The sequence below is a fragment of the Halodesulfovibrio sp. genome (assembly GCF_015482765.1).
Lineage (GTDB): Bacteria > Desulfobacterota > Desulfovibrionia > Desulfovibrionales > Desulfovibrionaceae > Halodesulfovibrio.
Genome location: NZ_JADMLB010000025.1, coordinates 1 through 14,147, shown reverse-complemented (window position 1 = coordinate 14,147; position 14,147 = coordinate 1). Strand labels below are relative to the sequence as shown.

Annotated in this window: 9 protein-coding genes and 3 pseudogenes; 11 read left to right on the top strand and 1 reads right to left on the bottom strand. The window is 45.5% G+C overall.

The window, feature by feature from the left end; translation table 11 throughout:
- The 8 genes and pseudogenes from QZY95_RS04545 to QZY95_RS04510 all read left to right on the top strand — a co-directional run.
- Nucleotides 1-521, top strand: a 521-nt coding sequence (locus QZY95_RS04545) for a FapA family protein (protein WP_290919814.1), incomplete at its 5' end; no start/stop codon positions are given.
- Nucleotides 522-524: 3 nt separating this feature from the next.
- Complete coding sequence (locus tag QZY95_RS04540) at nt 525-1,277, top strand: MotA/TolQ/ExbB proton channel family protein (protein WP_290919812.1); 753 nt, start codon at nt 525-527, stop codon at nt 1,275-1,277.
- A 1-nt stretch (nt 1,278) separates the two neighbouring features.
- Nucleotides 1,279-2,019: a flagellar motor protein MotB gene (locus QZY95_RS04535; protein ID WP_290919810.1), complete on the top strand. Its 741-nt coding sequence runs from the start codon at nt 1,279-1,281 to the stop codon at nt 2,017-2,019.
- A gap of 279 nt (nt 2,020-2,298) precedes the next feature.
- Complete coding sequence (locus QZY95_RS04530) at nt 2,299-3,906, top strand: flagellar hook-length control protein FliK (RefSeq protein WP_290919807.1); 1,608 nt, start codon at nt 2,299-2,301, stop codon at nt 3,904-3,906.
- Nucleotides 3,907-4,309: 403 nt separating this feature from the next.
- Nucleotides 4,310-4,732, top strand: a pseudogene (locus QZY95_RS04525) (flagellin); the annotation flags it as partial.
- Nucleotides 4,733-5,941: 1,209 nt separating this feature from the next.
- Nucleotides 5,942-6,256, top strand: a pseudogene (locus tag QZY95_RS04520) (flagellin); the annotation flags it as partial.
- A 132-nt stretch (nt 6,257-6,388) separates the two neighbouring features.
- Nucleotides 6,389-6,808 (top strand): annotated as a pseudogene (locus tag QZY95_RS04515) (flagellin); the annotation flags it as partial.
- 564 nt (nt 6,809-7,372) lie between these two features.
- A complete protein-coding gene (locus QZY95_RS04510; protein ID WP_290919816.1) occupies nt 7,373-7,894 on the top strand; it encodes a flagellin in 522 nt (173 codons plus the stop codon).
- Between the two features lie 67 nt (nt 7,895-7,961).
- Here QZY95_RS04510 and rnc read toward each other — a convergent pair whose 3' ends face one another.
- Nucleotides 7,962-8,642 carry a ribonuclease III gene (gene rnc / locus QZY95_RS04505; protein WP_290919805.1) on the bottom strand — a complete coding sequence of 227 codons (681 nt, stop codon included), beginning with the start codon at nt 8,640-8,642 and terminating at the stop codon, nt 7,962-7,964.
- 510 nt (nt 8,643-9,152) lie between these two features.
- Here rnc and QZY95_RS04500 point away from each other — a divergent pair.
- From QZY95_RS04500 to QZY95_RS04490, 3 genes are all read left to right on the top strand, one after another.
- Nucleotides 9,153-10,226 (top strand): phosphotransacetylase family protein, encoded by a 1,074-nt coding sequence (locus QZY95_RS04500; protein WP_290919803.1) that lies wholly within the window; start codon nt 9,153-9,155, stop codon nt 10,224-10,226.
- A 411-nt stretch (nt 10,227-10,637) separates the two neighbouring features.
- Nucleotides 10,638-10,991, top strand: coding sequence for a hypothetical protein (locus tag QZY95_RS04495; protein ID WP_290919801.1), 354 nt, complete (start codon nt 10,638-10,640; stop codon nt 10,989-10,991).
- A 117-nt stretch (nt 10,992-11,108) separates the two neighbouring features.
- Entirely contained in the window at nt 11,109-13,685 is a 2,577-nt protein-coding gene (locus tag QZY95_RS04490; RefSeq protein ID WP_290919799.1) for a TIGR03960 family B12-binding radical SAM protein, read from the top strand.
- The last annotated feature ends 462 nt before the right edge of the window (nt 13,686-14,147 follow it).

Here is a 14,147-nt window from a genome sequence, read left to right as displayed (position 1 = left end):
GTTCTTCCCTGCATTCATCGATGGCATTAAACGGAACCCTTATTGTAAAAGGAAGACTACAAGGAGGTAAAATTTACGCCAATAATATGGTGTACGCTGGCGAACAGCTTGGAGGGGGCATCAATACTCCTACTTCCATCATTATGGGGTATCCCCCGACACTTATGAGGAAGCTTGAGACAATTGAGGATAAAATTGAAACGGTTGACGAAACCATAAAACTGCTGTTGAAAACCAGTGCGAAGAGTGATCTGCATCGAAGTGAAAACCGGGCTAAACTTGAATTCGAAGAAAAAAGAATGGGGGCTCTACGCAGAGAACAACGACGCATTATGAAATTAATGAAGAAAAACGCTAACTCAGAACTTTGCCGTGTCATTGTTCCGGGCACAATTCGCCCGGGTGTGGAAATAAGCATAGGCGGACACTACACAAAGATTAACGACTATCTGGAAAATGTAGCTGTCAGCTTACGAGACGGTGAATTACGCTTCAACTCCCCAGCAATTATCAAGAAGTAATACATGGATATAGCAACTATTATCGGACTTTTCGGCTCATTAGCGCTCATTATCGGCGCTATTGCTGTTGGTGGAAGTCCCGCGGGATTCGTCGATGTACCGTCAATACTGGTTGTATTCGGTGGTACCATTGCCGTAGCTTTTATCATGTTCCCTTTGGGTACCGTTCTGGGATCGATGAAAGTAGGCATGAAGGCTTTTTTCTCCAAGCCGCCAGACCCTCTGGACTCTATCGACGTTGTTATTAATCTTGCAGAACGAGCACGTAAAGAAAGCCTTGTCTCTCTCGAAAAGGTAAGTATTGAAAACGAATTTTTAAAACGCGGCGTTCTGCTTGTTGCGGATGGTACTGAAGAATCACTCATCCGCTCTGTTATGGAAATTGATGTTGATATTATGAAGAAACGACATCGTACCGGACAGGAAGTGTTCAAGGGGATGGGGAACATGGCTCCTGCGTTCGGTATGATCGGTACACTTATCGGCCTGGTACGAATGCTTCAGGCTCTTGATGATCCGTCTTCAATTGGACCAGCTATGGCGGTTGCACTGCTTACTACATTTTACGGTGCTATTCTTGCCAACTGCATATTCCTCCCTCTTGCAAAAAAACTGGAGGAACGTTCCAACGAAGAAGCGTTGAATATGGAACTGATGACTGAAGGTGTACTTTCTATTTTAAATGGCGAGCATCCAAACATCGTAAGAGAAAAACTCAACTCCTTCCTTCCGCCGTCAAAACGACAGGAACGATAGTATGGCTGATTCTCGTAAACGCGGTGGAGACGAACCACAAGCTGAAGAAGGATTACCTCTCTGGATGGCAACCTTTGCCGATTTGGTTACCCTTCTGCTATGCTTTTTCGTTCTTCTGCTTTCTTTTGCTCAACAGGACGCGAACAAATTCAAGACGCTTGCAGGCTCTGTAAAAAACGCGTTCGGTATTCAGGTAAAACGTAAGACAGCAAACTTTGCAGCTTTTTCCCCCGCGAAGTTTGAACGTTCTGATGTAAAGCTTAAGAAAGAAGATCAGATGATCCTCGGCATGCTGCTTGAAATAAAAAGTTACATGCTAGAAGATCAAACGCTTCAGAAAGTTGCTACGGTTACGGCAGACAACAAAGGGCTTATCCTGCGTATTCCTGTAGCAAGTTTTTTTGACCCGGGTTCTGCTGCACTCAGGGAGGGGAGCGAACAGTTGCTGGATGGTGCTATTAATATTTTAAAACAGCATACAGTTAACATGGTTGTCCGTGGGCACACCTCTGATTCTATCGAACAAACTGAAGCCTACCCGACAAACTGGGAGCTGTCTTCGGCTCGTGCTGCAGCTCTGCTTCGTGCTGTGATCGCACGTTCAGAGATTCCCGCATCACGCCTTAAGGCTGTGGGATATGCCGACTCCCGTCCTTTGCTCCCTAATACAACAAAGGAAAATAGAGCACTTAACAACAGGATGGAATTTTATATTCATCGACCTGAAGACAAGGCATGGTAAGCGCCTCTCCTTCGCAACAACCTCTTCCCACATGTTGCGCAGCTTCAGGGCTCAGGTCTCAGTCTATACAACTACAAGGCGGTCTTCATCAGGCCGCCTTTTTTTATATGTTATAATAAGAAACAGTAAGATTTCTCGCTGAAGAAAATACCCTTTCTTAATCAGTATTAAGATACTTATCGGCACTTTTTTCCCAGTATCGAGGGGATCAACCAGCTGAATTCAAAAGCATTTGCTATGGAACACTTCTTGCTTTTATTCACAGCAAGGAGTGCCATAATGCAAATTTCGCCTACTGCATATCTAGCCAAACAAGCTAGCAACTTTACATCATTTAAGTCTTCGGGGACTGACTTTAACGATATTTTTGAGACTGTTCAGAAAAACAACGAGAAGTATCGTACAAGTAACAACACAGCCAACAAAGCTGCTAAGTCTTTTCGCGATGACCTTGCTTCTTTGAAAAATCTTCCAATCAATGCGGATGATTTTTCTGATGTTGAAGAAACGTTGGAAAAAGCCGGAGTGCAACAGGACGCGATAAAGCGCCTGAAGGATCAAGTTGAAAAGCAATCCCTCACATGGGACGGCTTGTTCGGCATGCTTGAGCAAACGGCTAAGTTTGATTTCACGCCTGAAGCAATCACTCTTACCCCGGGAACACAGAACAGCATATCCTCTTTCTTGCAGCAGGTAGGTGCTGACCCAACTCAGACTCATGATATTTTAGCCGATCTTCAAGCTGGAAAGACAGATAAAGCGTGGAGCGCTATTTCTGACATTTTAAAAGGTGCAAATGGTTCTACAGAACTGTCTATCACACAGGAAGAACTTGCTGCTCTTGGAAAGGGTCTTCAGCTCGATAGCAACACCATCGCCAAGCTTAAAGGCATGTTAAATGAAGCGAACAGTAAAATAGACAGTACTGACCTTAAACAGCTTGCCGCCCTTCTGGACTCTTCTATTGATTCACAGAATGCTTCTGGAGAAAAACTGCTTAACGAGCTTAAGAAGCAACTTAACCCACTTATTGCTAAGGCACTTGAGGGCAAAGACAAAGTATCCGCAGGAGTTCATGCAACTAAAGAAGAAAACGCAACACAAATTTTGCGCACTGATCAGGCTACAGAAAAAAGCCTTGGCTTTATGGCAAGTGCTAACAGCAAAGAATCTGGCGGTCATGTTCAACCTGTAACCACTTCTTCTGAACCGACAAGTGGCCAGGCAACCATCACAGCTGCTGCTGTCGCCACTGCCGCTGGAGCAGAATCTGCCGGTTCTGATGCGAACTCTCTGTTCAACAATCAGAACGGATCAGGCAATACATGGATGAACTTCTTCAATAATGCTGTTATGGCTGATACTGGTGCGTTAGGGCAGTCCACAACGAACGTGACAGACTTCCTCAGTCAGAATCCGGCACTTTCAAAAACAAACGCCAGCATTCTTGAGCAAATCCAGAGCGGTGTATTCCGTTCCTTACGAAATGGTGTCAGCCAACTGTCTTTAAAGATTGATGCTGCCGACTTAGGCCCAGTGACCCTGCTCGTTTCTACAAAAAGCGGCGAAGTAGCAGCCAGCATTCGCACAGACAATCCTGAAGCAGCAAAAGCAGTACAGGAAAATATCCACTTACTGAGAGCTTCACTTGAGTCTCAAGGACTTAAAGTTGAAAAGCTAGATGTTCAGACCGGCGCTCATAACAACCTTAATGGGCAAAACTGGAATGATGCGGAACAGCACAACGCACAGCAAGAAGCACAACAGCGCTTCCTAGCTAAGCAGCATTTTAGACAATTGAAAGATACAAAAGAGGACTTGCTTAACGGAGCAGTGCTTCAACAGCAAACAGCCTCCTCACAATCCGGACTGTATCTAGTTGCATAACAACTCATACAAAAAACGGCAGGCATTTACAGCCTGCCGTTTTTCGTTTGGTAAAGCTAAACTCTCTTTTCTCCTCATCAGTAGCACGGCATATTCTCCCTCTTCCCTAAAATGCTTCTTTCCTACTCCCGCAAACTGATCAGGCGCCAGCAGATTACACTAGCAGATTCTTCCCTCGGAACTTCGCCTTACATCTATCTGGCAGCACCCTGCAAATACTGCCTCCTCCCCACCTGTCACTTCTCAATTTTCCGAAATAATAAGGAAAAAATGACCTGAATTTATTATAAAGAATGCCTTAATTTTTCTTTATAAAACATTAACACACTGTTTAGATTAACATTTTTAAAGTTGGCACTTCCATTGCTTTATTCAAGTCAGTAAAACATGGAGGTTATACAATATGTCTTTAGTTATTAACAACAACCTGATGGCAATGAACGCAACCCGCAACCTGAACGAGTCTTACGGTAAACTCGCAACATCTACCCGTAGACTTTCTTCAGGCCTTCGCGTTGGCACCGCAGCAGACGACGCTGCCGGTCTCGCAATGCGTGAACTTATGCGTGCAGATATTAAAACCCTCGGTCAGGGTCTGCGTAACGCAAACGACGGTATCTCAATGATCCAGACCGCGGACGGTGGACTTGGTGTTATTGATGCTAAGCTCATCCGTATGAAAGAGCTTGCCGAACAGGCAGCTACCGGTACCTACACTGACGTACAGCGTCAGATGATCAACCAGGAATACCAGCTCATGGCTAACGAAATCACACGTATCGCACAGGATACAGATTTCAACAGCAGAAAACTTCTCGCTGGTTCCGGTCAGGAAATTCATGTTGAGAAAAGCTCTCATGATGGCGATGCTACTCGCAGAATAAGCACTGACGGCAATACTGAGACTTGGGGTTATCAAGCTCCTGCGCTAGAAGAAGTTGCTTCAAGCAATGTCGCAACAACCATTCTGGGAGCTGTCGACTCTGATGGAATTCAAGCTATTGCAGCAACAAAAAATACCGACACAATCACCTACACGTCTCGTTCTGGCCTTGTAAAAATCGTTAACACTGTACCTGATGATGCTGATGGTGGAACAATTGACACTAAAACAGGCAAACTGTCCGGCGTTACTGTTACAGCATCTGCCATTGCAACAAGTACCTACAAAGGTGCAAAAGTTACCATCGAAAAGAAAGTCGGTACTGATTGGACCGACATTACTGCCGCAGTTGACCTCGCTGATCTTACCACAGCCGATGGTGACGAGATCAGAATTACACTTACAAAAGCAGATGGTTCTGTTCTTCGCGACACTTTTAGCAATAATGACAAAGCATTTATTATTAAACAAGCTAATCCCAATGAATATACCATCGAAACTGATACGACCGCTGGGGAGATTCCAGCTACAAATATTCAGGTAAAATCTGAAGTAGCTATAAGTAAAACGTTTAATCACACCTCAAAAACCGGTGTGAAAACAACCAACGTCGCGACTTCATTCTTTGAGGATAATTCAGCGAGCCTTACACCAGCGAGTGCATCTTTCACCCATGATATAAGAACTGGTGAAATTAACGAAGCACAGTCTGTCAACTCTGCGGCATCAACCAGTTACGGATCAATTAAAACTCCAGTAACAGACTTCACAATTGAGACGTACAACGAAACCACAAATGCTTGGGAAAAAATATCCCTTGGTGAGAATACTGGCGATACCGTAAATATTCCGGAATCTGCAAAAAAATTCCGTATTACATCTGAGTATAGTGACAACCAGCAGGTACGTGACACATTCTCAAACAATACCGGTGGTAAGTTTACCGTTACCAAGACTCAACATGGCCTCGCTCTTGGAATGACTGACGCTGACGCTGATGGTAAAGCTGACGCTGCCTCTTCAACACAGTTAAATGTTAAATCTGAAGATCTTGTTGTGGTAGGCATTCACTTCGGTTCTGGTAGTCAGGAAACTGATGGCTACAACACCTACATCAATATGGCGACCGCGAAGTCCCTTGGCGTTGGTGAAGCTGCTGGTGATAACATCACAACCCAAGAAAATGCTAAAAAAGCTCTGGATAACCTGACCGTTGCAATTCGTCGTAAAGACGAAATTCGCGCAGAAATCGGCTCTACCCAGAACCGACTCTCTGCAACAATCGAAAACGTATCCATCCAGAGAGAAAACTTGCAGGCTTCTGAGTCCCGTATCTCTGACGTAGACGTTGCCACTGAAATGACTGAATTTAACAAAGTTCAGATCATGACCAACGCTGCTGTATCCATGCTCGCACAGGCTAACTCCCTGCCGAAAATGGCTCAGAAACTCCTCGACGCACGCTAATACCGTCCGTCCCCTTAATACAATAAAAGCCGGGGATATTTTCCCCGGCTTTTTTTCCAACTTATTCGCATAAAGCCGTTTATCCGGCACCACTGCTGTAGATAGCTTTGTAGAACACGGAGGTTATACAATATGTCTTTGGCCATTAACCATAATATGCTGGCAGTTAATTCCAGATACAGCCTTAACCAGAGCTATAAAGCGCTTGGAACTTCCACAGAGCGCCTTTCCTCTGGTCTTCGTGTTGGCACAGCAGCAGATGATGCAGCCGGTCTTGCTATACGTGAGCTTATGCGGGCTGACATTAAAACGCTTGGGCAGGGACTCCGTAACGCTAACGATGGAATCTCTATGATCCAAACAGCAGACGGCGCACTTGGCGTTATTGACGCACAGCTCATCCGCATGAAAGAACTTGCTGAGCAGGCTGCAACCGGAACCTATACTAATGACCAACGTGCTCTTATTAATCAAGAGTATCAAAAAATTTCTTCAGAAATAGACCGAATTGCGGAAAGTAGTGTCTTCAATACTAAACACCTGCTCAACGGCTACAAACACAACTTTACCGAAGACCACGGAACACCTACAGTCACTGGTGCAGCAGCTCTTGACGCTGCAAACTCTTCGCTTTCAACTATTGGTGCGGGTGATACCGCCTCGTTTACTAATATTAATGAGTTTGGATTCACTGTTACCACCACTGCGACTTTTTCCCACAAAGGAACTGGTGGCACAGTTCCTACAACAGCTACATATTCCTACAATGCAGATGGAACCACTTCTATTACTCCTGAACCGCAGGCAACTGCTGGTGATCAAGAATTAGTAAGCACAGAGTCATATTCGCTCAGCAAGCAATATGAGCCGAGTGAAGCAACAAGCGTACGCTACGAAATCTCCACTGATGGCGGCAAAACCTGGAACGATATTACTGGCAACGTAACGACCAGTGCCGGACACCAGATTCGCGTAACTGCTGACTACCCTAAAGGGGAAATCACCGAGACATTCACAGATCCAAGCAGTACAGATCCCGCACATGCCGGTGATGATGCGAAACTTGCTTTCTCCTTTGATGCAGCTACAAAAACTGTCAGCTATCAAACTGTTCCTGTGCATACTGCACCGCCGGCCCTTACTGAAGCGCAGATAGAAGAAAACGGAACTCAGGCAAAAGCTGACCTTAAAACCGTTCAAGAAAACATTTCTACTGACTCAGCAGCTACCATTAAATTCACTTTTGGTGCACGCAACGAAGAAACTGACCACTACGGAATCAAAATAACCAAACTCAGTGCTAAGTCATTAGGAATTGGTGAAACATCCGGAGACAATGTTCTCACGAAAGAAGGTGCTCTTAAGGCATTGGAAAATATTTCCAACGCGATCATTAAAAAAGACGAAGTCCGTGCTCGGATCGGCGCAACCCAAAACCGTCTTGCAGCAAGCATCGACAACATATCTATCCAGCGTGAAAACGCTCAAGCATCAGAATCACGTATTTCTGACGTTGATGTTGCTACAGAAATGGTTGAATTCAATCGCCGCCAGCTCATGGCAAATGCTGCAATGGCTATCCTTGTACAAGCAAACTCCTTACCGGAAACTGCCCGCCAGATTCTTGAACAACGGTAATTGAAGTAATGCCAATAAAAAAAGCCGGAGACATTCTCCGGCTTTTTTATTGGCTCGTATACGTCAGCTATACATCAAGCCGCTCAAGTGCAATGCTTGCTGCATACTGCTCTGCACGCTTCACGCTAGGACCTTCAGCGATAACAACTGACCCGTCCGGTAAGCCTAACTCTACTTCAAACACTTTTGCATGTTCAGGTCCCTTACTGCTTTTCAGGGTGTAGGATGGACGGTCTTTAAATTTTTTCTGTGTCAATTCCTGAAGGCGGCTCTTGTAGTCTTTAGCTTTTGTGCTTTCCGGCTCATTAGGCCATTTCCCTTCAAACACGTTATCAATGTATTGTAACGCGCTATCATAGCCCCCGTCTAAAAAGACGGCTCCAAGTACAGCTTCAAAAGCATCACTAAGGAGCGAGTGCCTGTCACGGCCACCCTGCGCTTCTTCTCCCTTGCCAAGTTTTAAATACTTATCAAGGTGCAATTCAATCGCCAGCGCGGCAAGAGAAGGCTTGCTTACAAGCTTCGCACGCATACGCGTTAATACGCCTTCTCTGGCTTTAGGAAACTTTGCAAATAACCGTTCTGAAACACAGATTTCAAGAACTGCGTCACCTAAAAATTCTAATCGTTCGTTATGTTCAATATCGCCACCATGCTCGTTCGCAAAGGAGCTATGTGTAAGTGCAGTCTCTAACAAAGACATCTGCTTGAATGTATAACGAATATGTTCCTGCAATCTTTCGAGCATACTATCCTTCTCGCACACAACGGTGCATTTCTGCCGACAAGAGTCCGTATAAAAAAAAACAAAGTCAGTTTCTACACGAGTCTTACCGACAGCATCCTGTGATCGTATCAGTTTGCATTGGCGGTTATCTTTTTTTTGTCCGTATGTAAATACAGATACCACCATTCTACCAATTATACTTTAAACTGTTTTATAAATAGTGCAGTTATGCAACATACACTACACAGTCATAGCATACACTCAATTAGATAGACAATCCGGCAAGCCGAGGTTCACCGTGCCGAAAAACTCTGAATATCTTCCTTGATTTTCTTTGTTATAATACGGCAAAGTGTAAAACACACATTAGCTCAAACCGCCCTATGGTTTTCATTATACATTTTTAGCCTGTCGTCTATTCACGATTGGCAACTTTTTATGATATTGTCCCGATAGCTGTGTTCGCATATTCTGCTCTATTGCGCATACGTAACACAGAAGAATTATATAGTTTTTTGACAGGAGGACGCAATGGCTGCAGGAATCTACATTGGCTCTACATCCGGATATTCCGGAAAAAACATGGTTGTAATGGGCATTGGTCTGCGTCTTCAAAAAGAAGGGTTTGATGTGGGCTACATGAAACCTGTCGGTGCTGTGCCAGAAGAACGGGACGGCGTACTGGGAGATCAGGATGCTTTTTTTGTTCAGGATATTCTTGGACAGGACGCTCCACCGGAATTTGTAAGCCCTGTTGTTGTTACACAGGACTTTAAAGTACGTGCCTTCAGCGGACAGTTTGACGACCTTATGCCTTCCATCAAGCACGGGTATGAACAACTGGCAAAAGACAAAGATGCTATGGTCGTTGCAGGCTCCGGCTCTATGTACTCTGGAAGATACTGCAACATCGACGGCATGCGTGTTGCCAAGGCACTTGGACTCCAGATTATTGTTATCGATAGACTCGATAAAGAATTGAACTATGACTACCTTGTAGTACTCAAAGATGTTCTCGGAGATAGTCTTGCAGGTGTTATCTTAAATGATATTCCTTCCAGCTTCATGAATGAAGTAGATGGACTGATCAAGCCGTTCCTTGAACGAAATGACATTAAAGTTCTTGGTGTTATCCCTAAAGACCCACTTATGGGTGCGATTAAGGTAAGTGATCTTGCTGAACGCCTTGGCGGCAGAGTTATCTCCTGCGCATCAAAATCCGAAAAAGTTGTTGAAAACTTCCTGATCGGTACCATGCAGGTTGAAAACTTCATGACGCACTTCAGAAAAAATAAAAATTCTGCTGTTATCGTCGGTGGTGACCGTTCTGACGTTCAACTTGTTGCCCTTGAAGGCAACTGCCCGTGCCTTGTGCTTACCGGTAACCTGTACCCGAACGACATCATTCTTACCCGCTCTGAAGTACTCAATATTCCAATCGTTGTTGTCCGTGATGACACCTACACAGTGGCGAAAAAAATGGAAGCCATTCTATCTCGCCATAAATTGCGCGATGTCATCAAAATCCGTCAGGGCGCACAGCTCGTAAGCTCTTCCATTGATTTCGACTACATCAAAGAACGGATGGGCCTAGAAAGTAAATAATATTTGCACACTGCAAAGAATCATTTTGGGGAAGCGCCTTTAAAAAGGTGCTTCCCCCTCTATCTTCACCTTATTAAAGACACCGTTTTCTCGTTTTCAAAAACTCCCATTATCCTCTCCGCAAACTCTGCCGCTCCACTGCCCCCACGCAGCCAGCACCTCTCTACGAACAGTCATAATACCATATCATTTCTTACTATTCGTTGCCCACTCTCGTAATTTTCTCTTTCTATCAGCACACAGAGACTTTGTTTCCGCTTTCATATATAATTTTCAGCTATCGCATTACCGAAGGCCTGATTACAGAGATACATTCAGGCACCTAAAAACAACAGATTAGCACACTGAATAACTTGACAGTTGCGTAACGAATACCTACCTAAAGCCGGAACTTACTTTAAGGAGCAGAACATGGCTTATGAAATTAAATTAGTTAAATTGGTGAGCGGAGACATGCTCATTGGCAAAGCAAACGTTGAAGAAAATATGCTTACTGACGTTGCTGTTTTGCAGACTGTCCCTACTCAGCAAGGCGTTCAGATGATGCTCCTGCCTTTCGGTTACCCGTTTGAGCAAGATTTCGACGCTAAAATTTCTACCGCACACGTAATCTACGAATACAAAGAGTGTCCGGAAGATCTTAAAACAAAATACCTTGAAGCTACTTCAAACCTTACTGTTTCCACCGGCGGTCTCGGCAACCTTGACCTTCAGGGTGGCGCAGGCGGTAACGTTACCGACATTTCCCAGCTTCTGAAAAAATAATTACGCGATATTACGTGTTTTTTTAAGAGGCGGCACTATGCCGCCTCTTACCTGTTTACACGACTCCGCCTGCGTTATCCGGGCGTAGTGCTATCGGCATAAATATAAGGATATTCCATGCATGAATTGCTGCAATTGGTTCCAAAACCAAGCCGCTACCTCGGTATTGAAGAAGGAACCGTCCACAAACAGGCTAACGATGTTTCCATTCGTATAGCACTCGCTTTCCCAGATATGTACGAAGTGGGTATGTCATACCTTGGACAAAAAATTCTTTACGGAATTCTTAACAGCCGTGAGAACTGGTGGGCTGAACGTGTCTTTACCCCATGTGTAGAAACTGCACAGGTGCTGCGCGACCACAACACTCCGCTTGCAACGCTGGAATCCGATACGCCGCTTGGCACCCTCGACATGATCGGCTTTCATGTCACACACGAACTCTGCTACACAAACATCTTATACATGCTCGACTTAAGCGGCATTCCTTACCGTTCAGCAGACCGTGGAGACTCACTTGATACCCCGATCATCATGGCTGGCGGCGGATGTACGCTGTCCGCAGAACCTCTTGCACCGTTCATGGACCTCATGACTCTCGGTGAAGGTGAGTTCATGATGGTGGAACTGCTTGATGTGCTGGAGCAGTGTAAAAAAGAAAACACCACACGCCACGAATTTCTTGTACGTGCGTCCGCTATACCGGGTGTATACGTTCCTTCTTTCTTTGCTGAAAAGGACGCAGGAAAAATGCTCACCCCGACTGAAGACATCAACCCGCACCCTACTCGCCGTGTTGTGCCGGAAATGGATGATGCTGAGTTCCCGACAAGCCAGCCAATCCCATTTGGTGCCGTGCACAGCCGTCTTGCTTTAGAGATTGCCCGAGGCTGTACTCGCGGCTGTCGCTTCTGTCAGGCAGGTATGACCTACCGCCCTGCTCGTGAGCGTTCCGTAACCAATGTAGAAAAAATTGTTCAGGAAAGCCTCACAACAACAGGTTACGACGATCTTTCTTTCCTTTCCTTGTCTACAGGCGACTTCTCTGCTCTTAAAGAGCTGTTCATGAATACTGTAGACCGCTGTACTCAGGAACAGGTTTCTGTATCGCTTCCTTCTCTACGCGTAGGTTCCATTGATGACGACATCATGGGCAAAATGGCCTCCATTCGCCGCACTGGAGCGACCCTTGCCCCTGAAGCAGGAAGTCAGCGTATGCGTGATGTCATTAACAAAGGCATTACTGAAGAAGCCATTATCACCCACGTACGCAAGCTCTACCAGCATGGCTGGCAGCAGGTAAAACTCTACTTCATGATCGGACTTCCGACCGAAACCTATGAAGACCTTGATGCGATTGTAGATCTTTGCCGTAAAGTGCGCGGAGCCGCTGGCAAACGCATTCAGGTTACAGCAGGTATCTCACCATTCGTTCCTAAACCGAACACACCGTTCCAGTGGGAACCACAAATTTCATACGATGAGATCCGCAACCGTATCCAATACCTGCGTGACAAGTTCAAGCAGGAAAAAAACATGCGTATGCGTTGGCATGAGCCGGAATCAAGCTTGCTTGAAGGCATCTTCTCTCGCGGTGACCGCCGCCTCGCAGACGTTGTTGAAACTGCCTATGCAAAAGGTGCAGTCTTCAGCAGCTGGGTTGAACATTTTTCACTCGATCCGTACCTCGAAGCACTTGAAGAGCACGGGCTGACCATTGAAGAATACACAGGTGGGCGCGAAATTGAAGCAGATCTCCCTTGGGATCACCTTAACAACGGCGTTACAAAAGACTTTCTTATCCGCGAACTGAAACGTGCAAAGGAAGAAAAAGTAACTGATGACTGTCGTTACGGTGCGTGCCGTGTGTGTGGTGCCTGTGACAAGGGTGCAAAAGAATCCGAACTTGAACGCCTGACTCCGGATACAACCTACAAAAACGTGCTCAACAATGAAGCCCGAGATCAAAAAGCTCACGAGATTGAGCTTGATGAGAATGGCCGCATTGTTATCAAATCAGCTGTTTCAAACAAGCCGCCAAAGCTTGCTGAACATTTGACGGTTAAAGCTGCGCACATGCGAATTTGGTACAGCAAAGAAGGTGCTTCTGTATTTCTCTCTCAGTTAGAACTGCAATCCATCTTTGAACGAATTTTCCGCAGAGTTGAATTGCCGTTAACCTTCTCTCAAGGTTTCCATCCACTTCCACTTATCTCATTCGGACGAGCTTTGCCGATCGGTGTTGCAAGTAAAAAAGAATGGGTTAACGTCTTCATTCGTGAAGAGTTTACACCGGAAGAAGTTTTCAAAAAGCTCATTTCAGCTCTTCCTACAGGAATGCATCCAGTAGCAGTTGAAAAGCTGACTATGGCTAAAAAACAAGCTCAGCCATACGCTGAAACATTCAAAGTTGAATACGTTGGTGACAAAGCTCGCGAAGCTGACTTTATTCAGGCATTCAAAGATATGCTTGAAGAAGAATCCATCATGTGGACTCGTTCTACGAAAAAAGGTGACCGAACCATGGACGTACGTCCGGTCTTCGCGAAGGTTATCTTTAACGATGATGATATTACCATCACCCTTGACTGGACTGATATTTACGTATCTCCAGTTAACATCGTAAAAGCCATCACTCCTGGCTTTGATGTTCTCGACTTCAAAATGACCAAGCTTGATCAGCACATGCCATAGGTTACCTTTGCCTTCGGCGAGGGGGGCGCTGCCCCTCCACCCCACGAGAGGGAGCCCCTCTCGACTGGCAGTAAATAAATACGCCTGTTGTTTACAGCACCAAGTAGCTGTAGCCAACAGGCGTTTTTTTATGACGTGCTAAATAAGAACTGCGGATCTCATTTGCTCCACTACACGAACGAATTACCCTAATGAATTCAAAAAACATCCCACCTAAAAGGGGTTAAAGGGACAGTGTCCCCTTGCGGGGGATGCAAGGGGGCGGAGCCAGCCTTGCCCGTCGGAGACACCCCTCCCCAAAAAAATCAAAAGACTTTGCCTTCGGCGAGGGGAGCGCTGCCCCTCCACCCCGCGAGAGGGAGCCCCTCTCGACTGGCAGTAAATAAAAACGCCTGTTGTTTACAGCACCAAGTAGCTGTAGCCAACAGGCGTTTTTTTATGACGTGCTAAATAAGAACTGCG